31 protein-coding genes are annotated in these 26384 nt (G+C 73.7%); 17 read left to right on the forward strand and 14 right to left on the reverse strand.

Annotated elements, in window-relative coordinates; genetic code table 11:
- Nucleotides 1-55 precede the first annotated feature (55 nt).
- From OG871_RS03485 to OG871_RS03495, 3 genes are read left to right on the forward strand one after another with little or no spacing between them, the layout of a single operon-like run.
- Nucleotides 56-1573 (forward strand): phytoene desaturase family protein, encoded by a 1518-nt coding sequence (locus tag OG871_RS03485; RefSeq protein ID WP_371494146.1) that lies wholly within the window; start codon nucleotides 56-58, stop codon nucleotides 1571-1573.
- Nucleotides 1570-2355: a fatty acid desaturase gene (locus OG871_RS03490; RefSeq protein ID WP_371494147.1), complete on the forward strand. Its 786-nt coding sequence runs from the start codon at nucleotides 1570-1572 to the stop codon at nucleotides 2353-2355. The genes OG871_RS03485 and OG871_RS03490 overlap by 4 nt, the downstream gene beginning before the upstream one ends.
- Nucleotides 2348-2971 carry a TetR/AcrR family transcriptional regulator gene (locus OG871_RS03495; protein ID WP_371494148.1) on the forward strand — a complete coding sequence of 208 codons (624 nt, stop codon included), beginning with the start codon at nucleotides 2348-2350 and terminating at the stop codon, nucleotides 2969-2971. Before OG871_RS03490 ends, OG871_RS03495 begins: the two co-directional genes overlap by 8 nt.
- Nucleotides 2972-2991: 20 nt before the next feature.
- Here OG871_RS03495 and OG871_RS03500 read toward each other — a convergent pair whose 3' ends face one another.
- Nucleotides 2992-3942: a LysR family transcriptional regulator gene (locus OG871_RS03500; RefSeq protein ID WP_371494149.1), complete on the reverse strand. Its 951-nt coding sequence runs from the start codon at nucleotides 3940-3942 to the stop codon at nucleotides 2992-2994.
- 98 nt (nucleotides 3943-4040) lie between these two features.
- Between OG871_RS03500 and OG871_RS03505 the strand changes: the two genes are divergently transcribed.
- Nucleotides 4041-5078: a zinc-dependent alcohol dehydrogenase family protein gene (locus OG871_RS03505; protein WP_371494151.1), complete on the forward strand. Its 1038-nt coding sequence runs from the start codon at nucleotides 4041-4043 to the stop codon at nucleotides 5076-5078.
- Nucleotides 5079-5141: 63 nt separating this feature from the next.
- Complete coding sequence (locus tag OG871_RS03510; protein ID WP_371494152.1) at nucleotides 5142-5816, forward strand: NAD(P)H-binding protein; 675 nt, start codon at nucleotides 5142-5144, stop codon at nucleotides 5814-5816.
- 25 nt (nucleotides 5817-5841) lie between these two features.
- On the opposite strand, the gene OG871_RS03515 is transcribed toward OG871_RS03510, so the two are convergent.
- Nucleotides 5842-6522, reverse strand: a complete 681-nt coding sequence (locus OG871_RS03515) for a DUF6445 family protein (protein WP_371494153.1) — start codon at nucleotides 6520-6522, stop codon at nucleotides 5842-5844.
- Between the two features lie 190 nt (nucleotides 6523-6712).
- Here OG871_RS03515 and OG871_RS03520 point away from each other — a divergent pair, with 190 nt between their 5' ends.
- The gene (locus OG871_RS03520; protein WP_371494154.1) at nucleotides 6713-7147 is read left to right on the forward strand and encodes a hypothetical protein; all 435 of its coding nucleotides are present in this window, start codon (nucleotides 6713-6715) and stop codon (nucleotides 7145-7147) included.
- 16 nt (nucleotides 7148-7163) lie between these two features.
- Here the strand turns inward: OG871_RS03520 and OG871_RS03525 are convergent, their stop codons facing one another.
- The gene (locus tag OG871_RS03525) at nucleotides 7164-8519 is read right to left on the reverse strand and encodes a tetratricopeptide repeat protein (protein WP_371494155.1); all 1356 of its coding nucleotides are present in this window, start codon (nucleotides 8517-8519) and stop codon (nucleotides 7164-7166) included.
- A gap of 136 nt (nucleotides 8520-8655) precedes the next feature.
- Here OG871_RS03525 and OG871_RS03530 point away from each other — a divergent pair, with 136 nt between their 5' ends.
- The 5 genes from OG871_RS03530 (at nucleotide 8656) to OG871_RS03550 (ending at nucleotide 13116) form a co-directional block, all read left to right on the forward strand.
- Nucleotides 8656-9975, forward strand: coding sequence for a M64 family metallopeptidase (locus OG871_RS03530; protein ID WP_371494156.1), 1320 nt, complete (start codon nucleotides 8656-8658; stop codon nucleotides 9973-9975).
- A 286-nt stretch (nucleotides 9976-10261) separates the two neighbouring features.
- Complete coding sequence (locus OG871_RS03535) at nucleotides 10262-10570, forward strand: hypothetical protein (protein WP_371494157.1); 309 nt, start codon at nucleotides 10262-10264, stop codon at nucleotides 10568-10570.
- Nucleotides 10567-12228 (forward strand): alpha/beta hydrolase, encoded by a 1662-nt coding sequence (locus OG871_RS03540; RefSeq protein ID WP_371494158.1) that lies wholly within the window; start codon nucleotides 10567-10569, stop codon nucleotides 12226-12228. Before OG871_RS03535 ends, OG871_RS03540 begins: the two co-directional genes overlap by 4 nt.
- Before the next feature lie 11 nt (nucleotides 12229-12239).
- A complete protein-coding gene (locus OG871_RS03545) occupies nucleotides 12240-12800 on the forward strand; it encodes a hypothetical protein (RefSeq protein WP_371494159.1) in 561 nt (186 codons plus the stop codon).
- 88 nt (nucleotides 12801-12888) lie between these two features.
- Nucleotides 12889-13116, forward strand: coding sequence for a hypothetical protein (locus OG871_RS03550; RefSeq protein ID WP_371494160.1), 228 nt, complete (start codon nucleotides 12889-12891; stop codon nucleotides 13114-13116).
- Nucleotides 13117-13128: 12 nt separating this feature from the next.
- Here the strand turns inward: OG871_RS03550 and OG871_RS03555 are convergent, their stop codons facing one another.
- The 5 genes from OG871_RS03555 to OG871_RS03575 all read right to left on the reverse strand — a co-directional run bounded on the left by OG871_RS03555 (nucleotide 13129) and on the right by OG871_RS03575 (nucleotide 16470).
- On the reverse strand, nucleotides 13129-13611 hold the full coding sequence (locus OG871_RS03555) for a YidB family protein (protein ID WP_371494161.1): 483 nt from the start codon (nucleotides 13609-13611) through the stop codon (nucleotides 13129-13131).
- Between the two features lie 182 nt (nucleotides 13612-13793).
- Nucleotides 13794-14099, reverse strand: a complete 306-nt coding sequence (locus tag OG871_RS03560; RefSeq protein ID WP_371494162.1) for a hypothetical protein — start codon at nucleotides 14097-14099, stop codon at nucleotides 13794-13796.
- 15 nt (nucleotides 14100-14114) lie between these two features.
- Nucleotides 14115-14369, reverse strand: coding sequence for a hypothetical protein (locus tag OG871_RS03565; RefSeq protein WP_371494164.1), 255 nt, complete (start codon nucleotides 14367-14369; stop codon nucleotides 14115-14117).
- Between the two features lie 39 nt (nucleotides 14370-14408).
- On the reverse strand, nucleotides 14409-16181 hold the full coding sequence (locus OG871_RS03570; protein ID WP_371494165.1) for a S8 family peptidase: 1773 nt from the start codon (nucleotides 16179-16181) through the stop codon (nucleotides 14409-14411).
- Between the two features lie 19 nt (nucleotides 16182-16200).
- Nucleotides 16201-16470 carry a hypothetical protein gene (locus OG871_RS03575; protein WP_371494166.1) on the reverse strand — a complete coding sequence of 90 codons (270 nt, stop codon included), beginning with the start codon at nucleotides 16468-16470 and terminating at the stop codon, nucleotides 16201-16203.
- 318 nt (nucleotides 16471-16788) lie between these two features.
- Between OG871_RS03575 and OG871_RS03580 the strand changes: the two genes are divergently transcribed.
- Nucleotides 16789-18042, forward strand: a complete 1254-nt coding sequence (locus tag OG871_RS03580) for a cation:proton antiporter (RefSeq protein WP_371494167.1) — start codon at nucleotides 16789-16791, stop codon at nucleotides 18040-18042.
- 7 nt (nucleotides 18043-18049) lie between these two features.
- Here the strand turns inward: OG871_RS03580 and OG871_RS03585 are convergent, their stop codons facing one another.
- The 3 genes from OG871_RS03585 to OG871_RS03595 are packed head-to-tail and all read right to left on the reverse strand — an operon-like array spanning nucleotide 18050 to nucleotide 19682.
- A complete protein-coding gene (locus OG871_RS03585; RefSeq protein WP_371494168.1) occupies nucleotides 18050-19030 on the reverse strand; it encodes an NAD(P)-dependent alcohol dehydrogenase in 981 nt (326 codons plus the stop codon).
- The gene (locus OG871_RS03590) at nucleotides 19027-19230 is read right to left on the reverse strand and encodes a helix-turn-helix transcriptional regulator (RefSeq protein WP_371503203.1); all 204 of its coding nucleotides are present in this window, start codon (nucleotides 19228-19230) and stop codon (nucleotides 19027-19029) included. Before OG871_RS03590 ends, OG871_RS03585 begins: the two co-directional genes overlap by 4 nt.
- A gap of 23 nt (nucleotides 19231-19253) precedes the next feature.
- A complete protein-coding gene (locus OG871_RS03595; protein WP_371494169.1) occupies nucleotides 19254-19682 on the reverse strand; it encodes a hypothetical protein in 429 nt (142 codons plus the stop codon).
- A 226-nt stretch (nucleotides 19683-19908) separates the two neighbouring features.
- Here OG871_RS03595 and OG871_RS03600 point away from each other — a divergent pair, with 226 nt between their 5' ends.
- The 3 genes from OG871_RS03600 (at nucleotide 19909) to OG871_RS03610 (ending at nucleotide 21613) form a co-directional block, all read left to right on the forward strand.
- Entirely contained in the window at nucleotides 19909-20358 is a 450-nt protein-coding gene (locus OG871_RS03600; RefSeq protein WP_371494170.1) for a VOC family protein, read from the forward strand.
- Between the two features lie 140 nt (nucleotides 20359-20498).
- Nucleotides 20499-20687, forward strand: a complete 189-nt coding sequence (locus OG871_RS03605) for a hypothetical protein (protein ID WP_371494171.1) — start codon at nucleotides 20499-20501, stop codon at nucleotides 20685-20687.
- A 122-nt stretch (nucleotides 20688-20809) separates the two neighbouring features.
- Entirely contained in the window at nucleotides 20810-21613 is an 804-nt protein-coding gene (locus OG871_RS03610; RefSeq protein ID WP_371494173.1) for a class E sortase, read from the forward strand.
- Nucleotides 21614-22321: 708 nt separating this feature from the next.
- On the opposite strand, the gene OG871_RS03615 is transcribed toward OG871_RS03610, so the two are convergent.
- From OG871_RS03615 to OG871_RS03625, 3 genes are all read right to left on the reverse strand, one after another.
- Nucleotides 22322-23899 (reverse strand): glycoside hydrolase family 10 protein, encoded by a 1578-nt coding sequence (locus OG871_RS03615; RefSeq protein WP_371494174.1) that lies wholly within the window; start codon nucleotides 23897-23899, stop codon nucleotides 22322-22324.
- Between the two features lie 165 nt (nucleotides 23900-24064).
- Nucleotides 24065-24418: a hypothetical protein gene (locus OG871_RS03620; protein ID WP_371494175.1), complete on the reverse strand. Its 354-nt coding sequence runs from the start codon at nucleotides 24416-24418 to the stop codon at nucleotides 24065-24067.
- An 86-nt stretch (nucleotides 24419-24504) separates the two neighbouring features.
- Complete coding sequence (locus tag OG871_RS03625) at nucleotides 24505-25047, reverse strand: RNA polymerase sigma factor (protein ID WP_371494176.1); 543 nt, start codon at nucleotides 25045-25047, stop codon at nucleotides 24505-24507.
- 215 nt (nucleotides 25048-25262) lie between these two features.
- Here OG871_RS03625 and OG871_RS03630 point away from each other — a divergent pair, with 215 nt between their 5' ends.
- Both OG871_RS03630 and OG871_RS03635 read left to right on the forward strand, forming a co-directional pair.
- On the forward strand, nucleotides 25263-25706 hold the full coding sequence (locus OG871_RS03630) for a helix-turn-helix domain-containing protein (protein WP_371494177.1): 444 nt from the start codon (nucleotides 25263-25265) through the stop codon (nucleotides 25704-25706).
- Nucleotides 25707-25779: 73 nt separating this feature from the next.
- Nucleotides 25780-26289, forward strand: a complete 510-nt coding sequence (locus tag OG871_RS03635; RefSeq protein ID WP_371494178.1) for a hypothetical protein — start codon at nucleotides 25780-25782, stop codon at nucleotides 26287-26289.
- Nucleotides 26290-26384 lie beyond the last annotated feature (95 nt).

The raw sequence follows: 26384 nt of genomic DNA on the forward strand, positions 1-26384 counted from the left end.
GCGTTGACTGTCAGAGCCATTGACGGGTGCTCAGGCACGCCGCCATTCTGAACGCATGTTCAGAACGAACGTTCAGATCGAGCCGGTCGCCGATGTGGCGGTGGTCGGCGGCGGCATGGCGGGGATGGCCACCGCGCTCCGGCTCCAGGCCGCCGGCCTGTCCACGGTGGTGCTGGAGGCACACGGCCACGCCGGCGGCTGCGCCGGCTACTACCGCAAGCGGGGCTTCTCCTTCGACGTCGGGGCGACCACACTGGTCGACTTCGAGCCCGGCGGGGTCGGCGCCGAGCTGTTGGACAGCGTCGGCATCGGCCCGCTGGAGGCGCAGCTGCTGCCCGGTTACCGGGCCTTCCTGCCGGACCGCGAGGTCGTCCTGCACCGCGACCCGGCGGCCTGGCACGCCGAACGGCTGCGGATGCTCGGCGACACCGAGCGGCACCGGCGCTTCTGGGCACTGCTGGACCGCCTCGCGGAGACCTTCTGGCAGGCCAGTCGCGCGGGCGCCAGGCTGCCGGTGCGCGGGCCCGGCACCGCCCTGCGGGATCTGCGTGCGGTCGGGCTCGCGGGCCTGCCGCTCGCCCGCCACCTCAACCGGACGCTCGGGGACGCCCTGCGCGGCCACGGTCTGCGGGGCGAGGCGCCGCTGGTCGGGCTGCTGTCCATGCTGGTCGAGGACACCGTGCACGCGGGAATCGACGACGCGCCGCTGATCAACGCGGCGCTGGGCGTGACCATCCGGGGCGCCGGGCTGAGCCGGCACGTCGGCGGGATGCACGGCTTCTGGCGGGTGCTGGTGGCGCGCTACCGGGGGCTCGGCGGCGCGCTCCGGACGGGCTGCGAGGTGTCCCGGGTGGACGGCGGCTCCGGGAACTACCTGCTCACCACCCGTCAGGGCGCCGTCCGGGCCCGGCGGCTCGTCCTCGCCGTCCCCGCCGCGACCACCGCGCGGATCTGCGCCGAGCTCCCGGTCGCCGGCCGGCTGCGGCCGTACCTGGCCCGGGACGAGGCGGCGCAGGGCGGCGCCTGTGTGGTCTTCCTCGGGGTGCCCGAGGAGGAGGTGGACGGCCAGGAGCTCACCCACCACCAGCTGCTGCAGTCGTACGACCGGCCGCTGGGCGACGGCAACAACATGTTCGTCTCCGTCTCCGCGCCGGGGGACGAGGTCAGCGCCCCGCCCGGCCACCGGGCCGTGATGATCTCCACCCACACCGACATCGCCTCCTGGAACGGGCTCGACGAGAGCGCGTACGCCCTGCGCAAGAAGGAGATCGGCGAGCGGCTGATCGGCCACGCCCGGCGCGCCTACCCCGAGTTGGCGGCCCGGGCCGTGTTCGCCCGGACCGGCACGCCGCGCAGCTACCGGCGGTTCGGGTTCCGCCCCGGCGGAGCGGTCGGCGGTCCGCGCCAGCGGCTGGACAACACCAACCAGCACGCCGTCCCGCACGACCTCGGCGGCCCGGGGCTCTGGCTGGTCGGTGACTCGACCTGGCCCGGACTCGGTACGGTCGCCTGCGTGCTGGGCAGCCGGATCGTCGCCGAGGGCATGCTGCGTGAGCGGGGGTACCGCCGGTGAAGGCACCGACCCTGGCCGAGCTCGGCACCGACCTGCTGGTCACCTCCCGGCGCCGGCGGGCCGTCGCGCTGACCCGCCCGTTCGCCGGGGTCCTGCTCTACGCGGCCGTGGCGTGGGCGGGCTGGTGGTGGCTCACGCCGCCGATCGCCTTCCTGGTCTTCGTCGCGGTCGTCAACGTCACCCACGACGTGGTGCACCGCACGCTCGGGCTGTCCGCGCGGGCCACCGACTGGGCACTCTTCGCAACCGGACTGGTGCTGCTGGAGAGCGGCCACGCGTACCGGGCCACCCACACCCAGCACCACCGGTACTTCCCGCACCCCGACGACCCCGAGGGGCACCCCGCCGACCTGTCGTTCCTCGGCGCGCTGCTGCACGGCCCGGTCTTCCTTCCCCGTCTGTGGTGGTGGTCGTTCCGGCGCGGACGGGACCGCGGCTGGCTGCTCGCCGAGGCCGCGGCGCCGGTCACCGCACTGGTGGGCGGCGTGCTGCTCCGGCCCTATGCTCCTGGGGTGCTGACGTACACGGTGATGATGATCGTAGGGAGCTGGGTGTATCCGCTGTTGACGGTGCATCTGCCGCACCACGGCTACGGCGACACGCCGCTGACCCGGACCAGGACGCTGCGCGGGCGGGTCGTCCCGGCGCTCTTCCTGGAGCTCACCTACCACCTCGAGCACCACCTCTACCCCCAGGTGCCCAGCCACCATCTGCCGGAGCTGGCCCGCCGGTTGGACCCGTTCCTCGCCGCCAACGGTGTCCGGCCGGTGCGCGTTGTCTGACAGGCGCGGCGCCGACGGCCGCAGCGCCGAGACCCGGATCCGGATCCTCGACGCCACCCTCGCCAGCCTGGTCCGCAACGGCTACGGCGGCACCACCGCCCGGGCGATCGCGCAGAGCGGGGGCTTCGCGCCCGGCGTCATCTACTACCACTTCACCGACCTGGACGACCTGGTGGTGGCGACGCTGTCGCACACCTGCGACGCGCGGGCCCGTCGGTACCGCTCCGAGCTGTCCGGGGTCGAGCGGGCCGGGCGGGTGGTCGAGTTGCTCCGCGAGTTGTACCAGGAGGACACCGAGGTCGGGCACATCGCCGCCGTCCAGGAGATCTACGCGGGTGCCCGGCCCGGCTCCCGGGCGGCCGAGCGGCTGATGCTGGAGACGCGCCGCTGGGAGGAGTTGGCCGGGGAGGTGCTGACCACGCTGCTGCGCGGCAAGCCGCTGGCGTCGCTGGTCAACGTCCCGGTGGTGGCGAGCGCCGCCGTCGCGTTCTATCTCGGGATGGAGACCCTGACGCACCTGGACGGCGACCGCTCACGGCCCGCCCAGCTCTTCGACCAGGCGGCCAGGCTCGCCGCCGTCCTCGACCGGATCCCTCGGCTGCGCCGTCGCGGCTGACGGAACGCACAGCCGCCGCTTCAGTAGTCGCCCCCGGCACCCGCGCCGCCGTCCGAGCGGACGGCGCCCGCCACCAGCTCCAGTGCCGTGAGGCAGGCCGCGACCGCCGGCTCCCCGGCGCTGCCCCGGCGGACCGCCACCTCGACGGTACGGGCCGGCGCCGGGTCCGCGAGCGGCCGGGCCACCAGCCCGGGCGGCAGGGCGGCGAGCGCGAGGCGCGGCACCAGCGCGACCTGGCCGCCGACGGCGGCGAGGGCGAGCATCGCGGCGAAGTCGGTGCAGACGTGCCGGATCTGGGGACCGAAGCCGGCTGCCCGGCAGGCGTGCAGCACCGCCTCACGGCAGGCGGTCCCCTCGGCCGCGGTGATCCACGGGGTTCCGGCCAGGGCGGCGAGCGGCATCGGGCCGCCGCCGACGGCGGCGCGGGCCGCGGGGTGGTCCGCGTGCAGGACGGCGAGCAGCGGGTCGTGGAGCAGCGGCCGGGTCTCGATGCCGACCGGGTCGGGGGTGGCGAGGTTGGTGTAGCGGTAGATGACCGCGAGGTCGGTGCGGCGGTGGCGCAGCAGTGGCAGGCTGGCCTCCGGTTCGGCCTCGGTGATGTGCACCCGCAGCTCGGGGTGGTCGTGTTCCAGCAAGGCGCTCAGGGGCGCCGCCAGGGGGGCCAGGGCGCTGGTGAAGCAGGCCACCCGGAAGGGGCCGGCGGCCCGGCCGGCCAGGGCGCTCATCCGGGCCCGGGCCTGTTCGAGGGCGGCGAGCACCGGTTCGGTGTCGGCGGCGAGGGCGTGCCCGGCCGCGGTGAGCCGGACGCTGCGGCCGTCGCGGTCGAGCAGCCGGACCCCGGTCTCGGCCTCCAGCTGTTTCAGCTGCTGGGAGACGGCCGACGCGGTGACGCGGTGCAGTTCGGCGACGGCGGTGACGGTGCCGTGCTCCGCCAGGTCGCGCAGCAGGACCAGACGGCGAATATCGAGCATAAGTCCAGCTTAACCACTTCTGTAGACGATGTAGCTGGACGCCGGGGTGGCGGGCGGGTGAGAGTGCGTACCTCCACCTTCCCCATCGAGGAGCTCTCGTGCGCGCCACCGTCATCCACGGCCCCCAGGACATCCGCGTCGAGGAGGTCGCGGACCCGCGGGTCGAGCGGTCCACGGACGCGGTGGTGCGGGTGACCCACGCCTGCGTGTGCGGCAGCGACCTGTGGGCGTACCGGGGAGTCGCGGCCCGGCAGCCGGGGCAGCGGATCGGGCACGAGTTCGTCGGCGTGGTCGAGGAGGTCGGCGCGGGCGTCACCGGGCTGCGGCCCGGCGACCGGGTGCTGGCCCCGTTCGTGTGGTCGGACGGCACCTGCTCGTACTGCCTGGAGGGGCTGCACACCTCGTGCCCGCAGGGCGGGTTCTGGGGCGAGGTGGGCTCGGACGGCGGGCAGGGCGAGGCGGTCCGGGTACCGTTCGCGGACGGGACGCTGGTCCGGCTGCCGCGCGACCTGGACGAGGCGCTGATGCCCGCCGTCCTGGCCCTGTCCGACGTGATGTCGACCGGCCACCACGCCGCACTGGCGGCCGGGGCCCGGCCGGGTGCCACCGTCGCGGTGGTGGGCGACGGCGCGGTCGGGCTGTGCGGGGTGCTCGCCGCGCACCGGCTCGGCGCCGAGCGGATCGTCATCCTCGGCCGGCACGGGGACCGGACGGCCGTCGCACGGCGGTTCGGGGCGACCGAGGTGGTCGCGGCGCGCGGCGAGGACGCGGTGGCCGCCGTCAGGGAGCTCACCGACGGCCAGGGCGCGGCGGCCGTGCTGGAGGCGGTCGGCACCGAGGAGTCGATGCGGACCGCGATCTCGATCGCCCGGGACGGCGGCGCGGTCGGGTTCGTCGGTGTCCCGCACGGCGGCAGTGCGGGTGTCGACCTCGGCCAGATGTTCGGCCGCAACATCGCGCTGCGGGGCGGCGTCGCCCCTGCCCGCGCGTACATTCCCGAGCTGCTCGCCGACGTGCTGGCCGGCCGGCTCGACCCGTCGCCCGTGTTCGACCTGACGGTCGGCCTGTCGGAGGTGCCGGAGGCCTACGCTGCGATGGACGAACGGCGTGCTCTGAAGGCGCTCATAGCTTTCTGATCCCCGGGTCGTCCGCGCCCTCCGGGGCGCCCCGCTCCCCTCGACTATCGACGGAGGACCCACATGTACGTCGTCATCGCCGGCGGCCACGGGAAGATCGCCCGCCGCCTCGGCCGCCTGCTCACGGGCCGCGGCGACACCGTCACCGGCCTGGTGCGCAACCCGGCGCACCGCGAGGACCTGCTCGCCGACGGCACCAGCCCGCTGGTGTGCGACCTGGAGGCCCTCACCCCGGCCGACCTCGCGGTCCACCTCGCGGGCGCGGACGCGGTGGTGTTCGCCGCCGGCGCCGGGCCGGGCAGCGGCGCGGCCCGCAAGGACACCGTCGACCGGGCGGCCGCGGTGCTGCTCGCCGACGCCGCCGTCCTCGCCGGGGTCCGCCGCTACCTGATGGTCTCCACCCGCGGCGCCGGCAGCCCGCCGCCGGCCGGCGCCGACGAGACCTGGGCCGCCTACGTCACGGCCAAGACCGCCGCCGACGAGTACCTCATGGCACAGGACCTGGACTGGACGGTGCTGCGGCCCGCCGCGCTCACCGACGAGCCGGGCGCCGGCGCGGTGCGGCTGACCGCCGGACGCAGCGTCGGCGACGTCCCCCGCGAGGACGTCGCCGCGGTGCTGGCCGCGCTGCTGGACGTGCCGGAGACGGCCGGCCTGGTCCTCGAACTGGCCGGGGGGCCGGAGCCGGTGGCGGAGGCGGTCGCCCGGGCCGCCGCCGAGCGGACCGGGGCACGCTGAGCCCGCAGGGGTCGATGACGGGGGGTCAGGCCATCCAGAAGAAGACCGCCGTCATCCGCTTGTCCGCCAGGGTCGTCCCGTAGTAGCCGGTGGCGCTGTGGATCAGGTTGGCCTTGTAGAGCAGCAGGCGGTTGTAGCGGTGCGGCACCCGCACGTCCTCGGTGAAGGAGTCCGGCGGGACGTAGCGGGTGCCCAGCGCGTCCACCAGGTTGTTGTGCGGGGCCGCGACCAGGTTGCCGCCGAGCACCCCGCCGGGCAGGTTCTGCCGGAAGAAGCTGGTGCCGTAGTCGTCGGGCACGGTCGGGTTGAGGTACAGCACGGCGGCGTACCGGCACAGGGTCCGGGAGTCGGCGTGCGGCCGGACCTCGCACTCGCCCTCGCCGACGACCTGGACGCAGTTGTGGTTGAGGGTCGCGCCGCCCGGGGCGGTCTCCCGCCAGATCTTCCGGGCCCCGGTGGCCTTTCTGACCAGCCGTTCGACCCGGGCCAGCTCCTCGGGCTCCAGGCCGGGCATCGTCCGCAGCCCGGGCCAGCTCTCCGGCTTGTACGGGTATCCCTCGACCCAGTCGTCCTTCGCCAGGCAGCGGGCCCGCACCGCGTCGGCCTCGGGCAGGACGTCGTCCAGTACCCAGTAGTCGCGGCCGGGCGTCGGCCTGCGGTAGGGCAGCACGGGGAGAGCCGAGGTTCGGCGCGGCGGGGGCGGCATGCGGCCGACGGTACCGACGCCCCCGCCCACGCCTCTCCCACGAAGAGGTCAACGTTTGACCAAAGTGGTCAAACTTTCACCAAGTCGCCGGTGCGGTAGCGTCCGTGACCGGCTCGCGCGGTGACCACCGCACGCGGCCCGGGCAGGTCGCGGCGCCGCCCGCGCACCCGGCGAGGACGGGGAGTGACTGATGCACGTGTCGGGCGAGTCCGTCGAGTACCCGTCCCCGTGTCCGGCCTGTGCGGCGGTGCTGACGTGCCACGGCGGGCAGGCGCTCGTCGGCAGGTCGATCGAGTGGAGCATCGAGTCCCACTGCGCGGCCTGCGGGTGGACCCTCGCCGAGTGCGGCCGGGGCGACGGCCTCCCGCCCGCCCTGCGCGAACGGCTGCTGGCCCGGCACGGGCCCACCCGGCTGCGGTTGGCCGACCCCTCGGCCGGCGCCGTCACCGTCATGAAGGTGGTCCGGGCCGAACTGGGCGGCGACCTGTCCGAGGCCCGGGACACCCTCCGGCGGATCCGGGCCGACGGGTACACGGGGACGCTCGCCGAGATCACCCGGCTGGCCCGGTGTCTGGAGCGGGCAGGGGTCCGGGCCACGGCCGTCCGCGCCGAAGCAGTCTCGTAGCCCGCTGGACGGCCTGTCACCAGCCCGCCTGCACCGGGGGGTGCGCGGGGGCCGGGCCGAGGGTCGTCGTGCCGGGGGCCGCGCGGTGGCCGAGGCCGGTGCGGTAGATGTCCAGGGCCGCCTCGACCCGTCCGCCGCGGCGCAGCAGGTCGCCCAGCAGGCGGCACAGGTCGGCCAGGTCTCCGGCGGCTCCGGCGCGTTCGAGCAGCGACAGGGCGCTGACGTAGTGCTCCTCGGCGGCCTCCGGGTCGCCCCGGTCCTCGGCGATGAGGCCGAGCAGGCGGTGCGCCCCGGCCGCGTGGACGGCGCCGCGGTCGGGGCCGATCCGGTCGAGCAGGCTGCCGAGCAGTTCGCCGGCCTCCCGGTGGGAGCCGCGGCGGCGCAGCACGTCCGCGAGTTCGACCTCCACCTGCTGGGTGAAGAGCAGGGCCCGCCGGGAGGCCAGCATGGTGCGGGCGGTGCGCAGTTCGCGTTCCGCCTGCTCCAGGTCGCCGGCCTGGGCGTGGACGTAGCCGCGCATCCAGTGGCATTTGGCGAGGTCACAGTGGAGGCGCAGCTCCTGGTAGAGCGCCTGGGCCTTGGCCAGCGAGGCGTCGGCCTCGGCGGTGCGGCCCTCGGCGATCAGGGTGCGGGCGACGCTGCGGTGCAGGCCGGCGACCAGGGCGGGGTCGGTGGCACCGGGGGCGAGTGCGAGGGCGAGTTCGGCGGCCTGGGCGGCGCGGGCGTGGGCGCCCATGTCCATGTAGGGGCCGATCGCGGCGGAGTAGAGCAGCAGCAGCGCGTCCGGATCGTGCAGCCCGCTCGCGTTGAGCTGGTCGATGGTGCTCTCCAGCAGGTAGCAGGCGTAGCGGAGTTCACCGGCGAGCAGGTGGGCGACGGCGCGGCCGCGGATCGCGGCGGCGCGGCGGGGCAGCGGCTCGTCGGCCTGCAGGCGTTCGGCCGCCTCGTAGTGCGCGCGGGCCTCGTCGAGGTGGCCGCCCTCCAGCGCGCAGTCGCCGAGGCCGAGCAGGGCGGCGGGACGGGCGGTCGCGAGCCCGTACCGGGTGGCCCGGTCCAGGCAGGCCGTGAACCGTTCGGCCGCGTCGGCGGTGTCGCCCGCCGCGAGCGCGCTCTGCGCCTCGGTCAGGGCGAGGTGCAGTTCGGTGGCGAGGTGGGCCGGGCGGCCGGTGGCGAGCTCGTCGCTGGTGACACCGAGGCGTTCGGCGAAGTGCCGCAGTGCGGTCTCGGAGGGGCGGACCCGGCCGGCTTCCACGGTGGACACGTAGGCGGCGGTGTAGGCGGGCTCGGCGAGCCTGCGCTGCGTCAGGCCGCGTTCGTGGCGCAGCCGCTGGATCCGCTGCCCGATCCCGGTGGGCACGTTCTCTTCGGTCATGGCCTGCTTCCTTCCGCCGCGCGCCTCCGGCCGGTCTTCCTCGCCCCATTGCCCGATGCGCGGGGCTGCCCTACATTAACCCAGCGATTAAGTCTGATTAATCATCAACTTAACATCAGCCCCGGAGGGTTGCACAGTGCGCAGAGGCAGACTCACCACCCTGATCCTGGCCGGCACCACCGCCCTGGCCGCCCTCGGCGTCGGCGCCGCGCCCACCGCCGCGGCCGCGCCCGCTCCGGTCGGCGGCGGGACACAGCCGACCGGCCACCAGGTCGAGGTCTTCGCGGAGGACGGCGGGATCAGCCGCACCCTGGTGCCCGCCAAGTCCCCGGCCGCCGGCCCCCGGCCGCGCAGCGAGCGCTCGGCCGGCGACGGCACCGTCACCCCGATCGTCCGCAACGGCAGCACCGACGCCAAGCTCGACGTCGTCATCGTCGGCGACGGCTACACCGCGGCCGAACAGGACAGGTTCCACACCGACGCCGCCACCAAGTGGCAGGAGATCACCGCGGTCGAGCCCTACGCGACGTACCGCGCGCTGTTCAACGTCTGGGCCGTGGACGCCCACTCCGCCCAGTCCGGCGTCTCCGGCGACCCCGGGAAGTCCACGGTCCGCGACACGGCCCTCGGCTCGTACTTCTGGTGCGAGGACATCGAGCGCCTGCTCTGCGTCGACACCGACGCCGTCGACCGGTACGCCGCCAAGGCGCCGCAGGCGGACCTCGTCATCGTCGTCGCCAACAGCGCCAAGTACGGCGGCGCCGGCTACAACGACATCGTCTCCCCGCTCGGCTACTCGGGCATCGCCACCGTGGCCGGCGGCAACGACCGCTCCGGCCAGATAGCCGTCCACGAGACCGGCCACTCCCTGGGCAAGCTCGCCGACGAGTACTTCTACGCCGAGTACGGCACCTACGACGGGGACGAACCGGCCGAGGTCAACACCACCGAACTCACCGCAGCCCAGATGCGCCGCAAGCACGCCAAGTGGTACCGCTGGCTCGGCCGCACCTCGCCCGACGGCGGCACCGTCGGCGCGTACGAAGGCGGCGGCTACTACCCGCACGGGATCTACCGGCCCACCGACAACTCGATCATGCGGTCGCTGGGCCGGGAGTTCAACCTGCCCGGCCGTGAGGCGATGATCGCGGGCTTCTACCGGTACGCGTCGACGCTCGCCAGCGCCACCCCGGCCGACACCGTCCTGACCCGTTCGGACCGCCTCACCGTCGACCTGCCCGTCACCGGCACCCGGCTGCGCTGGTACCTCGACGGCCGGGAGCTGCGCGCACTCGACGGCCGCACCACGGTCGACATCTCCTCCCTCGGCCTCCCCGGCCCCTGGTGGCTGCGCCACCGCCTCACCGCCGTCGCGACCGACCGGACGCCCGCCGTCATCGACCCGGAACTGCGCACCTCGTTGACCGACACCCTGTCCTGGCGGGTCACCCGCTGAGCCCGGACGGACCGATGGCAGCGCCCCGCCGACCCGCCCGACGGCCGGCGGGGCGCTGCCGCGTCACCCTTGATGTTCGTCAACCAAGGAACCGTTGACGCCATATCGGATTAGCCGACATCGACACCGGTCCCCATCGCACCGCACCGGATCTCCCCAGGTCGGACGGCTTTCGGGCCTTCGAACCGGGCCGTCGCGCCGATATCGACGGAGGCCGATCACGGCGTTCCGGCACCCTTCTCCGGGGATATCGTCTGCCCTTCGAGAACCGCCGGAAGGGGAGCAAGTGAGCGGACAGATCAGGGTCGACGCCGTGGAACTCCGGGCCTCCGCACGGGTGGCCGAGAGCATCGCCGAGGAGCTCGGGAAGCCGGCCGACACCGCGGTCACGGCCAGTCGTGCGGCGGCCGGACCGCTGGCGGGCTGGTCCGTGAGTGCCGCGCTGGAGAGCATGGCGGACGGCTGGGCGCCGACCCTCGCGAAGGTCCGGGACCGATTCACGACGACCGCCGCCAACCTGCAGCGCACCGCCGACGGCCATGAGTGGAACGACCGGGCGGTGGCCGAGGTCTGGCAGCGGCAGGACGCCCGATGACCGGCACCTTCGCACTCCTCCGGCAGTTCGACCCGGCCAGCCTGCACGACGCGGCCCGGGCCTGGCGACAGCTGGCCGCCGAGTCCGAGGAGGCCGACACCCGGCACCGCTCACAGGTCAACGGCCCCCTGCGGCACGCCCGCTGGGAAGGCCGCGACGCCGACGGCGCCTTCTACGCGATGGAACGCAACGAGGAGATCCTGCAGATCCTCAAGGTCGAGGGCGAAGCCGCGTCGCTGACCCTGGACACCGTGTCCGAGCGCATGAACCAGGCCCGGACCAACCTCCTGAACGCCCTCCACCGCGCCGAGGAGTGGGGCCTGCCGGTGTCGTCCGACGGCACCGTGGAGATGCCGCCGCAGGACCCGGGCGAGCAGCACGACCCCGACGCCCGGACCGCCCGGCAGAACACGGCGATCCTTCGCGGGCAGCTCCAGGAGCGCATCGACCGCGCCCTGGCCGACGCCCGGGAGGCCAGCGACCAGGGCGCCCGCGCCCTCGGCCGGCTGGACGCGAACATCCTCGCCCGGCCACGGGTGTTCGGCGCGGCGGCGGAGTCCGCCCAGGACGCGAAGGACGTGACCGAGGACCTCGGCCTGACCGAGTACATCCCGGCGAACAAGGACCCGCAGCAGGCCGCCGACTGGTGGAAGTCACTCACCCCCGAGCAGCAGCACGGCTACCTGGCCCTCCACCCCGAGGAGATCGGCCGCCTCGACGGCCTGCCGTCGACCGTCCGGGACGAGGCCAACCGCCTCGTGCTGGAACAGCAGTTGGACGCGCTCAAGGCCGGCGACCCGCGCGGGACGGGGATCACGTACGAGGAGTACAACCAGCGCGAAGCGGCGATGCGCGGGCTGAAGCAGCGGCTGGACCGCCAGGACGGCGAGCCGGAGGCCAAGCGGCTCTTCCTGCTCGGGCTCGACCCCGAGGGCGACGGCCGGGCCATCGTCGCCATGGGCAACCCCGACACCGCCGACCACACCGCCGTCCTGGTCCCGGGCACGGCCACCACCCTGGAGAGCATGCCCGGCCAGATCGAGCGGATCGACCGGCTGCAGAGCTCCGCGCTCGGTTCGGCTCAGCCCGGCCAGTCGGTGTCCGTGATCTCCTGGCTGGGCTACGACGCTCCCGAGGTCGACCTCAGCGTGGCCGGCCGCGGCCGCGCCGAGGACGGCGCCGCCGACATGCGGCAGTTCACCCAGGGCACCCGGGTGGCTCAAGGCGACCACCGCAGCCACCTGACCGTCATCGGTCACAGCTACGGAACCACGGCGGTCGGCGCCGCCGCGGCTGGTGGCCAGGGGCTGGGCGCCGACGACATCGTCGCGATCGCCAGCCCGGGCCTGACCACCGGCAACGCGGCCGACCTGCACATGGATCCGAAACACGTCTGGGTCGGGGCCGCGAGGGACGACAACATCCGGGCCGCCACGGATCTCACCCTCGGCCCTGATCCCATGTACGAGGGCTTCGGCGGAAACAACATCAAGATCGACACCTCCGGCCACAGTGGCTACTGGGACCCCGACAGCCAGAGCCTGCAGAACCAGGGCCGCATCATCGCCGGCCAGCTCCCGGAAACAGTCCCCAAGGAGCGCCGGATCGACCCCAACCCCGGCAACGGGATCGGCCCGAACACCCGAAGCCCCAGGTGAGGAGCCTGTCCGTGCCAACCACCCCGGTCCGCACCTGCGCGGCACACCCGACGAGGGGCCGCCGACCCGTCGCCGTCATGGTCGCGCTCGCCCTCTCCCTTGCCCTCGGAGGCTGCATGCCCACCCCCGACCCGTCCGAGCCACTGCCCACCATGGCCCGCCAGGACGCCCAGGACTGGGCACAGGAGCTGACCACCTACCTGGCGCAGACGGCCGGGGTCGAGCTCACACCGTCCTCGATCCACCCGTCGTTCGCCAACTGTGTCGGCAGGCACGACGAGGTCGTCTACGACGGCCGGTACACCCTCTCCTACGCCGTAACGAGTGCGGTCCCGACGGCCCAGCACCCCGAGGCAGTCCGAAAGATCCGCAGCGCACTCGAGCAGCGTGGATTCGAGATCAAGGGTTACCGGGAGACCTACGACAACCAGCCGGCCGCGCTGCTGGACGCCCAGCACACCGAGGGACGGTATCTGGTGAGCGTGGAGACCGGCGGCGGCACCGACCGCCTCCTGTTCCGGGTCAACACCCGCTGCCTGATGGCCCCGAAGGCCACCGTCACGCCAAGCTGAGCCAGAGCAAAGGTGAGATGGCACGGGGCCTCGGGAGCCCCGTACAGGAGCCGCTGCCGGTGCAGCCACGCCCACCGCGCAGACGACGGTGCAGGCGGTCTTCGGTGGCCACGGCGGCGGCAACACCGCCTGCAAAGCGACCCAGAACGCCTGCACCAACGCCTACACCAGTGCCGCCCGGGCCGGCTTCGTCCGCTCCCAGTGCGTGCTGTTCGGCACCCCGATCGTCGTGCGCGGGGAGATCCACGTGCACGCCGTCGTCGAACCGCCGATCTGGTGGAACACCAGCCTCGAGATCCAGTGCACCTCTGCCTGAGGCCGCCCGGGATCAGCGCCTGCCGGCCTGGGCGATCAGGTCCTCCCAGGATCCGGCCGGGACCTCGCCCTGCGGCGTGAGCCGGTCGACCGCCTCCGGGAGCGCGACGGCGAGCTGGTCGGCGGCCTGCTCCGGGGAGAGGCCGGCCTGCCGTGCGACGAGGTCGAGCTCCTGGTAGGGCAGCGCCTGCGCGACCTCCGCTCCCGTGACGGGCTCGTTCTCGCCCGTACCGACCCAGGACCGGGCCTTCGCGCCGAGGCCGCCTTCCTGGAGCTGCTGCAGCAGGCCGCTCAACGAGTCGCCGCCGCCGCTGCCGAGCGCGCCGAGGAGAGCACCCAGAAGATTCCCGGACCCTGCGCCGCGTCCGCCGCCGAGCAGTCCGCCCAGCAGACTTCCGAGGTCGTTTCCCGCCATGGCTGTCACCCCTTCCGTTAGCCGGGCCGGGGCGGCGCCGTGCGGCCGCCACCGGCCCCTGACATGGGCCACGCTATCCACCGCGGGCGTGTTCGGCTCGGGTCATCGGTGCGTGTCCGCCCATCCGCGCCGGGCCCTGCCTGCCGACCACCCGTTCTCCCCCGTGGCATTCGGCTGACGGTCGGGAGCCGGTCACAGGTCGGGCAGTCGATCAGGTCGAGCAGCCGAGCACTCGGGCAGTCGATCACTCGGGCCTCCGGTGGTCAGGCGGTGCCCGGGCCGCCCGCGTCCCGGGCGCGGGCCTGGGCGGGGTTCCCCCCGGCCTGCAGCGCCTGCTCGACGAGCCACGCGGGCGCGGCGCCGCCGTCGAGGGCGGCCGGAGCCGCAGCGGCGCCGGTGGCAGGGGTGCCGGCAGCCGCCGGAGCGCCAGCGGCGGCGGGTGCCCGCCCGGCATCCGCGGCGCTCCCGGCCGCGCGGGCGTCGGGTCGGGCGGTGCCGAGTCGGGCGGTGCCGGGTCGGACGGTGCCCGGGTCCGGAGTGTCGTCGGTGACCGTGATCTGCATCTTCATCGGATCGGGCCTCTCCTAGTTGAGCACCGCGTAGCGGCCCTCGAAGTCCAGGGCCGAACCGCCGAGGTTGGTGACGGTCAGCCAGTACGTGACGGTGGCCTCCGAGGCCCGCTCGACCTCGACGTCCCACTCGATCTGGGGGACGCCGGGCTCCGGTGTGATGGGCATGAAGGTCCAGGCCACCTGCCAGTCCGCCGGCCAGCTGTGGGTGAACCACTGCCCGGTCTCGCCCGGGGCCAGTGCCCCGGTGAACTGTGTTCCTACCCGCATGGGTCGTTCCTCTCTCGCCGGCCGGGTTCAGCCGAGTTCTCACCAGCCGAGGACCGCGAAGCGGGCCTCGAAGTCGACGGGGTCGCCGACCAGGTTGGTCACGTCGATCCAGTACGTCGCGGTGGCGTCGTTCGCCCGCTCGACCCGCACGTTCCAGCGCAGCTGCGGTGCCCCCGGCCGCGGCGAGGTGGGCACGACCGTCCACAGCACGTGCCAGTGCGCGGGCCAGCTGTGGGTGAACCAGGTGTCCGTCCGGCCGCCCGCGACGGTGTCGCGGAACTGCACGCCCGTCCAGCTCGCCGTGGCGAGCGCCGCGGGGATGAGCTGCCGCAGGTCGGGCCGGTTGCCGATCCGCTGGGTGGCGGGACGGCCGGGGGCGTCCTGCTGGGGCGACCCGGTGGCGCGCAGCACCTCCCGGGCGCGGGCGGGGGACAGCAGGCTGCGGCCCTGCTCGCGCAGGACGCCCTGGACGCAGGCGAGGACCCCGACCACGATGGGCGAGGCGCTCGACGTGCCGCTGAAGGTGTCGGTGTACCAGAAGTCCGGGTCGGATCCGGCCTGCAGGTCGCCGTACCCGGTGGTGGTGACCTCCCGGCCCCAGCCCTGGGTGTCCACGCAGGAACCGTAGTTGGAGAAGTCCAGGCGCGAGCGGTCGGGCCCCCAGACGTTGCGGTCGTGGGTACCGGGCGGTGGTGCCCCCGCGCCGACCAGCACGGCACCCGAGTCCAGTTCGCGCCGCCGGAACGGGTTGTGCCACCACGAGGGGAAGCCCGTCTGCGGGGTGTCGTACGAGGCGTCGTCGAGGTTCTCGGCGCCGTTTCCGGCGGCCTCGACGACGATGATGCCCTTGTCCACCGCGTACCGGATGGCCTCGTAGTCGTCCGGCCACCATTCGACCGCGATGAAGCCCTGCTGGCCGCCCGCCCCGCTGTTGGGTCCCGGCCGGTGGATCTCCAGCAGGATGACGTCGCCCGCGCCGAGCCGGTCGGCCGCGGACTGGATCGCGGTGGCGGTGGGCTCCGAGAACGAGGACGCGCTGATCACCGCGTCGGCCGCGATGCCGGTGATGCCGAAGGTGTTGGCGTCGCCGCTGATCTCGCCCAGGACGGCGGTGCCGTGGTTGGTGTCCGACCCGCCGGTACCGGCGACGACGCCGCCCTGGTTCTGGAGCAGGTCCTCGTGGGTGAAGCGCCAGCCCCACTCGCAGTCGATCACCCGGACGCCGGTGCCCCGGCCGCCCGGCAGGGTCCAGGCGTAGCGGGCGTCGACGCCGCCGGGCGCCGGGTCCAGGTAGGTCTGCCGGTCGGTGAAGTCGGGGGTGGCGGGCGGGGCGTCCGGCCCGGTCGGGGCCATGTCGTTGATCGGCTCGGCCGCCGTGGTCGACGGGGACCGTACGGCCTCGGCGAGTTCGGCGGCCGGCTTGACGTAGGCGCTGTCGATCACGTCGAGGGCGAGCAGTTCGGCGGCGATCTCGGCGAGGCGGTCCTCGGGCGCGTCGACGTGGTAGAAGCGCGCCATCCGGCCGGCGGCCTCCTCGGGAGGCCTGCGGCCGAACGCCGCCGCCGGCCCGCTGCGCATGCGCGCGAGCAGCCGGTCCTCGTCGGCGCCGAACAGCGGGGTCATCGTGATGTCCGGCGATGCCGCCAACTCGTGCAGGCGGCCGACGTCGATGCCCTGGGCGGCGACCGCGCCCGACGGGGTGATCCGGACGGCGGCGTCCGGCTTGACGATGGCGATGAGTTCCGGCCGGCCTCGGGCCTCGTCCGAGCGCCGCTGGGCTCTGCTGCCGTTGTCGTTGCTGCTGGGGGACACGGTGTTTCCTTCCGACGTGTCACGGCGTGGCTGCTGGGGGTTTGACGTAGGCCGCCCGGACGTCCGCGCGCTCGCGCAGTGCCGCGGCCACCGCCTGCGCGTCCCGGTCCGGCGGGACGTCGATGCGGTACCAGGTCGCCGAGGCCGGATCCGTGGCGCCCGGATGCAGCGGTTCGAGGCGCAGCCCCGTCCGCAGGAGGCCGGCGCCGACTGCGCCGACCGGGGACGCGGGTGCGCCGGCCACTGCTCCGGACGGTGGCACCCGGAGCTGAACGATCACTTCCGACATGACCCCGCCTCTGGAAGACCCTCCCCCAGCGTGGTGGGGCACGCTCGGCGCCGCCATCGGGAGACCGCCGAGCGGGGCACACGGCTACGGGCGGACTGCCCGCCGCGACCCGCCGGGCGCGTCAACTCGTCCGGGTGGTCGTGCTCTTGCCGTCAGGCACGGATCCTGATCCGGCTCCCTCCCCCCGGGTACGGGCTCACTCGGCCCGGGGACACGCGGGCCGGGCCGCCGCGCGCCTCCCCGGCCGCCTCGGGCCCTACGATCATGGGGGCTTCCGCCGCCGTCCGGTGGTGCACCGGGGAAAGCGCAGGTGCGGGCGTGATCGCGCTGGTCGTCAGCATGGGGACGCTGTTCGCCTGGGCCCTGGTGGCCGCTCGGCTGGAGCGCTGGAGCATCGGTGCGCCGGTCGCGATGACGGTCGCGGGCGTGGCGCTGACGGTGGGGTCGCATCCGGTGGTGCAGATCGGTCTGACCACCGCGGACGCCGAGCGCGCGGTCGAGATCATCCTCGCCGTCCTGCTGTTCACCGACGCCACCCATGTGCCGGCCGGGGTGATCCGCAGCCAGCGCCGGCTGCTGACCCGGCTGCTGGTGCTGGCCCTGCCGCTGACCTTCGTGCTCGGGGTGCTGGTCGGCGGTCTGCTGTTCCCGTCCGGCCGCTGGTGGCTGGTCGCGGTGTTCGCGGCGGTGACCGTACCGGTCGATCTGGCGCCGGCCGTCGAGCTGATCCGGGACATCCGGCTGCCGTCCTGGCTGCGCGGGGTGCTCACGGTGGAGAGCGGGCTGAACGACGGCATCCTCGCCCCGGTCTTCCTGCTCTGCCTGGCGGGCGCGCAGACGTACGGGGCCCGGCCGGGCGACGCCTCCGAGGCGGTGGTGGACGCGCTCGCCGCGATGCTCTGGGCGGTGCTGGCGGGCGTGCTGGTCGGCAAGCCGGCCGGTCTGCTGCTGCGGCGGTCCTGGCAGGCGGGCTGGACCGGGCCGGCCGCCGTCCGGCTGGGGATCGTCGCGCTGCCGCTGATCGCGTACGGGTTGGCGATCGCGCTGGGCGGCAACGGCTTCGTCGCCGCGTTCGTGGCGGGCCTGTGCTTCACGCCGGACTCCCGGGCGCTGCCGCCCAAGGCGCTGCACCTGGTCGAGGACGTCGGGACGCTGCTCTCGCTGGCGCTCTGGTTCGTCTTCGGCAAGCTCGTCACCCAGGCGTTCACCGGGGACTTCGACGGGTGGGTGGTGGCGTACGCGGTGCTGACGCTGACCGTGGTGCGGATCGTGCCCGTCCTGCTCTGCCTGGTCGGGACTGGCGTGAGCCGCGCCGACCGGTGGCTGCTGGCGTGGCTCGGGCCGCGGGGGCTGGCGTCCATCGTCTTCGGGCTGCTCGCCTTCATCGGCCTCGCCCCCGTCGACCCGCACGGCGCCGACCTGGTCGGGCAGGTGATGACGATGACGGTGCTGATGAGCCTGGCCCTGCACGGCCTGACGTACGGTCCGCTGGCCGCCCGCTACGCCCGGGCCCGTGCGCGGGCCGGCGAGGCCCCTGGCCCCGGCGCGGAGCCGGGCCCGGACCCGGCCTGATCCGGCGTCAGTCCGCCTGCACGGTGACGGCCAGCTTGCCCCGGACCGTACCTTCGCGCAGGTGGCCGAGCGCCTGCGGAACCTCGGCCAGCGGGTAGCAGCGGTCGACGACCGGGGTCACCCGGCCCGCCTCGATGAACTCGGCGAGCACCCGCAGGTCCTCGTGGCACGGCTTGCCCGCGAGCATCGGGAAGCGCTGGCCGACGAACGGCGACAGCAGCGCCGCCCGCATCGGCCGGTCGAAGCCGCCGACCCACCGGCCGCCGCCCTCGCCGCCGACGATGACGAGGGTGCCGCGCGGTGCGAGGGCGCGGCGCAGCGTCCGCAGCGGGCGGTTGCCGCCGGTGTCGATGACCAGGTCGTACCGGTGGGCGCCCGAGGTGGCGTCCTCGCGGGTGTGGTCGACGACCTCGTCGGCGCCGATCGAGCGGACCAGTTCCGTCTTGGCGGTGCTGCACACACCGGTGACGTGGGCGCCGAGGGCCTTGGCGAGCTGCACGGCGTACGTGCCGACGCCGCCGCCCGCACCGAGGACGAGAACCGTCTGCCCGGCCTCCAGGCGGCCGGCGTCGCGCAGGCCCTGGAGGGCGGTGCAGGCGGAGACCGGGACGACGGCCGCCCGGGCGAAGTCGAGGTTGGCCGGCTTGGGCGCGAGCCGGTCCTCGGTGGTGCACGCGTACTCGGCGAAGGAGCCGTCGCAGGTGCCGTAGACCTCGTCCCCCACCCGGAAGCGGGTGACGTCGCGGCCGACGGCCTCCACCCGGCCGGCCAGGTCCAGGCCCCGGATGCGGACCTTGGGGCGCCGCAGGCCGAAGCCCAGGGCCCGGACCAGGTAGGGCATGCCGGCGGTGAGGTGCCAGACGCCCTGGTCGAGGCCGGCCGCGAGGATCCGGACGAGCACCTCGCCCCGGCCGGCCGTCGGGCGCTCGACCTCGTCGAGGCGAAGGACCGAGGGCGGCCCGTAGGTGTCGTGGACGATGGCCTTCATGAGGTCTCTCCCTCGGTGGCGGGGTACTGGAACACGTCGTCGATCGGCACGCCGAAGACGTGGGCGATCTGGAAGGCCATCTCCAGCGAGGGCGAGTAGCGGCCCTGCTCGATGGCGATGACGGTCTGGCGGGTCACACCGATCCGGCGGGCGAGCTCGGCCTGGGTCATCTCGCCGTGGGCGAACCGCAGCGCCCGGATCGTGTTGGTGACCTTGGTCGGCTTCACCACGGGTGGAATCCGACGCGGTAGGCACCGATCTTCGCGACGGATCCGAGGATCGCCGACAGGGTGAAGCCGAGGTAGATCGCGTTGGCGATCCAGAACTGGTCGGCGTCGGCCAGGGCCAGCAGCAGTGCGGTCACGCTGCCGATGGCGAGGAACGACTGGCCGATGTACTCGCCGGAGCGGTGGATCTCCCGGTCGCGCTGGTCCTTGGTGTTCGCCTCCTCGGGCGAGAGGACCGCCACGAGGATGTTGAGCACGATCGACACGACGATCGCGGCGACGACCGACCAGACCAGCGCCGCCACGTACGGCGTCTCGGCGAGCGGCAGGTCGCCGGACCGGCCGAGCACGCTGGCCAGGTAGGAGCTGTAGGCCGCGATCGCGACCACCAGCATGATCCATGCGCGTTTCTCTTCGACGGCCACTGCCACCCTCCCCATGTAAAGAAAACCTGACATCGACGAGTGTCAAGCAACGTCGACACGATGTCAAGATTTCTTTACTCCAACACCGGCGACCGACCCCGCCGCGCCCGGGCCACCCGCCCGGTCCGGGGCTCACGCCAGGTCCGGGGCTCACGCCGGCCGAGCCGCCCGGTCCGCGTCCTGGTCCGGTTGCCGTGTCGCCGGTGAAGCCGCTATCACCGGTTACATGACTCTCGACTGGAAACTCGTCATCGACTCCGCCGACCCGCACGCCCAGGCCGCATTCTGGGCCGAGGCCCTCGGCTACACGGTGGAGGAGCACGGCACCCTGATCGAGCACCTGCTCGACGCCGGTGCGATCACCGAGGAGGCACTCACCCTGGTCGACGGGCGGCGGGCCTGGAAGGAGCTGGCCGCGATCAGGCACCCGGCGGACCGGGTGGACGAGGCGAGCGGCATGGGGCTCGGCCGACGAATCCTGTTCCAGGCCGTCCCCGAGGCCAAGCAGGTCAAGAACCGGCTCCACCTCGACCTGCACGCCGGCCCCGAACGCCGGGACACCGAGGTGAGCCGCCTCGAAGCCCTCGGCGCCACGGTGCTTCGGCAGGTCCGGGAACCGTCCGGGCACTGGGTCACCATGGCCGACCCGGAGGGCAACGAGTTCGACGTCCAGTAGGGCCCACCGGGCGGGTCCTCGGGCCCGGTCGCGGCGGCCCGGGCTCCGGTGCGGGCCGCCGTCGCCCACCCGGAAGAATGGCGGGATGCCGATCACCGAAGCGCTCACCCTCTCCGACGGAATCCCGCTCGGAGGGCGGCGTGAGTAGGCGCCGGTACGTGGCCAGAGGAGTCCCGGGCGGCTACCGGATCTGGGACAACAAGGGCCGCCGGTGGTGGGGTGACCACTACGAACTCTGTCCCGACGACCTGCTCACCGAGCTCAACGGCGGCGCGGACCACACGAGGATCACCGCGCTGCTCAAGCGGTACCGGGCCCAGAAGCGGTAGCCCCGCACGGGAACAGACGTCCGACCCGCGGCGGGACCGGCCGTCGTACCCTGGACAGCCACCGCCGACGCACCACCCGCGCGGCGGCGCACCCCTCCCCCCACACCCCTCAGGCTGTCCGAATGCGCAGATCTCCCAGGGTCGCCACCGCCCTCGCGACGGCGTCCGCCGCCGCACTCGTCGCCGCGCTCGCCGGCTGCGCCTCCTCCGACGACGGCCGGGCCGCAGCGACTCCGTCCCCGGCGGGGACGGCAGCCGCCTCGACCGCGCCCGGCCCGGAGGCCTCCACGCCCTCGCCGGGCACCCCTTCGGCGTCCCCGACGACGGCCACCCCGGCCCCGGCCACCCCGGCCCCGGCCAGCTCGACCCCGAGCCCGGGCCGGAGCAGCACCAGGACCGCGACCGCCTCGCTGGCGATACCCGCGATCGGCCTGACGGACCTGCCGGTCGTGCCGTACGTCGGGACCACCGACGACCGGCCGGGGACGAAGATCCAGGACCGCGGGGTGGCCGCCAGCCCGTACGGCGACCACGGCGGAGTCGGCCCCGGGGAGGTCGGCAACTACCTCGTCACGGCGCACCGCCTCTCCGCGGGCGGCCCGCTGCACGACCTGCCGTCGCTGCGGGTCGGTGACGTGGTCCGGGTGACCTCGGGCGGCCTGGTCTACGAGTACGAGATCACCGGGACCAGGACGACGTCCTTCCGGTCCGAGCAGTCGCTCGCCGAGCAGCGCGCCGCCGTCCCCGGCACACCCGGCGCGCAGCCCACCCAGGCGATGATCACGATATCCACCTGCGCCACCCCGGAGGACAACGCCGCCGGGAACGCCTGGCGCGACGGCAACGGCAACCCCGAACACCGCATCGACAAGATCGGCGTCCTGCGCGGGCAGCCGAGCCCCGCCGCCACGGCCGGCCCGTCCTGACGGTCGGTACCGCCCCCGGTGTCGGTCGTAGCGGCCTTGGCCGACCTCGCCGACGGCTCTCGGGTCGCACCCGGGCTGCTCGCCGCCGACGCGACACCGCCGTCCCACCGGTGGCGCCCGCCGTGCCCGCAGTCGCCCTCGACGCCCACGACGCCCTCGACGCCCAAGGAACGCGCGACCGGCATGGTCGCGCCCGTCCGGCGAGGCTTCACCCGCGCCGCCCCCTCTCGGTGCGACGGACGGGCGCTGCGGCAGGCGCCCGCGGCACCCGTGACCTCTCGACCGGCCGCGCCGTGGATTCCGGCAGCCGGGATCGACGGCCGGAGCCCGGGGTGCGGCCGCCGGACTCGCCCCCACCGGGCTGACATGTTCGCGGCCGCAAAAGCCGCAGGTCAAAGGGCTTCCCCTCGCGCTGGACCGGGTCTAGCATCCCTGATCACGACAGCCCCGCCACCCCCCGATGAACGGGCTGTCGAGCAGGTCGGCCGTGCGCGCGAACGGCCGACAGCCTCCCCCCGGGCCGGGGCGCCTCCCACACCGGCGCCCCGGCCGCGAACCCCTCACGGCCCGTCAGCCCTTCGCCTCGACGAGGGCCGGCGCATCGAGGCGGCGGGTCGGGCGGGCGGTGCTGGTCGCTCCATCACGTCCGCGCCGCACGGCCGGCCGTCGACCGGCCGCGGACCCGCCGCCGACCGGACGCCGACACGATCAGACGGACAGGCGGACCACCGGAGTGGCCGGGCTCTCGCGGCCGGCGCGGTCGACGGCCGTGACGGCGTAGCGCCACGCCTCGCCCACGTCCGCGAGGGTGAACCGGCCCACCGGCCCCGGGACGACGGCGACCGGTCCGGCCGCGTCCGCCTCGCTGGTGGGGCCCGGCGCAGCGGGGCCGTACACGGCGTACTGGAAGGGCGTGCTGTCCGCCGCTCCGCGGAAGACGAGCGGCAGACCGTCCGGGCCGCTGCCCGTGACACTCACCAGCGGCGCCGGCGGCCCCGGCGCCGCGCTCAGGCGCGGCAGCACGGGCGTCAGCGCCGGCCGCGCCCAGTGGTCGGCCACCAGCAGGCTGACCGCACCGAGCCGGTCGGCCCGGACGTGGTTGGCACTGAACAGGATGTTGCCGCCGATCTGCGGCAGTCCGGCGTTGAGCGTGAGGTGGCGCGACAGCTCCTGCGGGTCCTGCCAGCCCGCGGGTGTGGGCGAGCCGACTCTGGAGACGGCCTGGCCGATCCACAGCTGGGTGTCGGTGCCCGCCGTCCGGGCCGCCCACCAGGGTGCCAGGGTGGCGTAGTCGGCGGCGGCGAAGCCGATCGGCCAGTAGAGCTGCGGGGCGACGTAGTCGAGCCAGCCGCTGCGGATCCAGTGCAGGGTGTCCGCGTGCAGCGCGTCGTACGACTGGAGGGCCGCGGTGTCGGAGCCGTCCGGGTCGCTGCGTGCGTTGCGCCACACGCCGAACGGGCTGATCCCGAAGGCGGCTTCGGGACGGGCCGCGCGCACCAGGTCACTCATCTCGGCGACCAGCAGGTCCACGTTGTGCCGGCGCCAGGCCGCCCGGTCCGCGAAGCCGGCGCCGTGCTCGGCGAACGTGGCGCCGTCCGGGAAGTCCTGGCCGGCGACCGGGTACGGGTAGAAGTAGTCGTCGAAGTGGACGCCGTCGAGCTCGTACCGGGTGACGGCGTCCATCATCGCCCGCTGCACGAACCGGCGGACCTCCGGCAGGCCCGGGTCGTAGTAGAGCCTGCCGTCGTAGGCCACCGCCCAGTGCGGGTTGAGTCGGGCCGGGTGGTCGGCGGCCAGCCGGCCCGGGTCGGGCTGCGTCGACACCCGGTACGGATTGAACCAGGCGTGGAACGCCAGACCACGCCGGTGGGCGGCCTCGACCATGAAGTCCAGCGGGTCCCAGCCCGGGTCGACGCCCTGAACGCCCGTCAGCCACTGCGACCAGGGCTCGAACGGGGAGGGCCAGAACGCGTCGGCCGTCGGCCGGACCTGTACGAACACCGCGTTCAGCCCGATCGTCCGGGCATGGTCCAGCAGGTCGGTGAAGTCCGCGCGCAGCCGGTCGGCCGACAGCCCGGACGCCGCGGGCCAGTCGATGTTCTCCACCGACGCGATCCACATTCCGCGCAGCTCACGCGGTGCGGACCCGGTCTCCGGCCCGGGGCCCGCCGCTGCCGGTTCCCGTGCGGCGGCCGACCCGCCGAACCGGACCGCGCCGACGGCTGTGGCGGCCAGCAGGCACAGCCCTGACAGGACGTCACGCCGCCCCGGGCGGAGGCCGGTCATCGCGCCGACCGAACACAATGGACATAAGTACCCATAACGCCCACAATGCCGGGCCCTGCGCCGGTCGGCGCCCGACACGCCGGAGAACGGCGCGGAGCGGGGCGTAGGGCGCAGCGGGGGGCGGGCCGGGGATCCACACTCCCCATGGATGGGATGTGCGGCCGCTCACTCCGGCTCGCCACCGAACGGCTCGTCGTCGAACGGCTCGTCGCTCCAGCGGAACCAGGCGCGGTCGCCCTCGATGTGGAGCAGGAACTCGGCCACCGGCCCGGACGGCGAGCGGAGCGACACGGCGCGTCTGATCTCCTCGTAGACCTGGTCGAACGCCTCCCAGTCCTCCGCCTCGGCCAGCGCGGCCGAGCGGATGAAGAGCGGCTCGACGACCGGAAAGGCCGGCCCCGGCACGAACCGGCCGTGCAGCCAGGGGAAGTCGGCCTCCTCGATCACGATCTCGCCCAGCGGCTCCGGCTCGGGCCCTCGGCGGCGGACCAGCTGCCATCTCTCGTCCTGGTAACCCATCGCGCACCTGCCCCTGTCGCCTGCCGCTTCCCGTCACCGGACAGCATCCCGGACGCCACCGACACAGCCGCGGCCGCAGCCACATGTCAGTGGGCCTCGGCGAGTTCCTGGCGCAGCCGTTCCCTGGCCCGGTAGCCGAGAGTCTTGATCGCTCCGACGCCCTTGCCCGTGCGCTGCGAGATCTGCCGCGCGGTGAGGCCGTCCCAGTAGCGCATCCTGAGCGCTTCCTGCTGGGCGCGGGTGAGCTTGGTCATGGCGAATTCGAGCCTGGCCGCGCTCTCGGCGGATTCGAGCGCGGAGATGACGAGACCTTCGACGCTCACGCCGGAATCCCGCTCGGGGATCTCGAATACCGGAATCTCGGTGTTCATGGCCCGCCTTGAGTGATCATTGAGAAGATTTCTGGCAATAGTGATCAGCCAGGCAGAGAAATCGGTCCCGGTCCAGCGGTAACCCCGAATGGACCGCATCGCGCGGACGAACGTCTCCTGGGTCAGATCCTCGGCCAGTGTGCGGTCGCCCCTCGTGCGCCGCAGAAGGTAGGTCACCAGCGGGCCGCGGTAACGGAGATAGAACTCACTCCAGGCCACCGGATCGCCCGCTCGGGCGTGATCGATCAGAGTCGACATCACATCGTCGACGTCACAGGATGTCAGGACTGCCTCCCTCGTACGGCGTGAGCCCTCGTCAGGGTGATCGGAGACGCTAACAGCACCACTTGCATGCATGCAAGGCATTCCGCGCCCGATATCGCGTCAAATAATCCCGTATATGCGGGTGATCACCACCATGCAGGCGTGCACGCCTGCATGTCCTGAACATGCAGCGCGGTAACCTTCCGCCCATGGCATCCAGCATTGACAAGGGCGCGGAACACGCCTCGGCCGCCCTCCGGTTCGGCAGCGCGGTGCACGCGGCCGCCGAGCGGGCGGGCTACGACCTGCGGCCGGGAGCCGGCGGACGGAAGGCCCTGGCCGAGGACGTGGGTATGAGCCCCTCGGCGGTGGGCCGCATGCTCAGGGGCGAGACACTTCCCCATCCGACCCAGTTCGAACGAATTGCCGATGCCGTCCGGGTCGAGCTTCGCGACCTTCTGGTGCGCGGAGGCGTTATCTCTGCAGATTCCGCCAACAATCTTCCCGTGCGAGTACGCTCACACCCCATCAGTCCCGAGGAAGCAGCCGACACCTGGGGTATCACCGACCCTGTGATCCGCCGGTTCCTCCTCGCCACCATCGCGCAAGCGATCGGCCTGCAGCAGGAGACCCGGAAAGAGGAGGCGGGATGACAGCGTGCCGTCCTGGAGGTGAAAAGTCAGCGTGGCAAAGTTCGCAGCTCCGATCACAAGGCTCTCCGGTCCCGTGGCCGGCCTTGCCCTCTGCACCGTCGGTGGCTGGGGTTCGCCCTGGGTGCCGTCCCTCGCCGGGTGCCTGCTCGCCGGCCTGATCGTCACGGAGATCGCGCTCGTCAGGATCAACCGCTGGATCAGCGTGACGAGCGACCGACTGTCCGGGCATCTCGCCGTGGTCGCCTCGGAACAGCGCGAGGTGACGGTCCAGCGCGAGGCACTGGCCGGCCAACTTGCGGTCCTGGACCGGCGCGTGCGCGAGCAGGAGGCGCTCGAACTGCGCGTTCACTCCCTCATCGGACTGCTCTCGCAGACCCGCAGTGACCTGTCCCAGGCCCATCTGGTCATCGCGGAGATGTCGGCCGAGTTCACCGACCTGGCCGAGGACTGGAACGGCCTGGTCCGCGACGTCATGAGCCTGCGAGCGGAGGCGGATCCGGCGGCGACCTCGGACGCCGTCCTGCCCTCGCCGCGCTCCGGGCACCCGCCGGGCGCCCGGGACGGAGGTTGGCGGGGCGAGTGAAGAAACGATCCTGCAGCGCCCGGCGCTGGTCGGTCGAGCACCGACGACTCCCCCACCTCGCGCACCGGCGGGCACGAGGTCGGACCGGCCCGCAC

Source organism: Kitasatospora sp. NBC_00374 (genome assembly GCF_041434935.1).
Lineage (GTDB): Bacteria > Actinomycetota > Actinomycetes > Streptomycetales > Streptomycetaceae > Kitasatospora.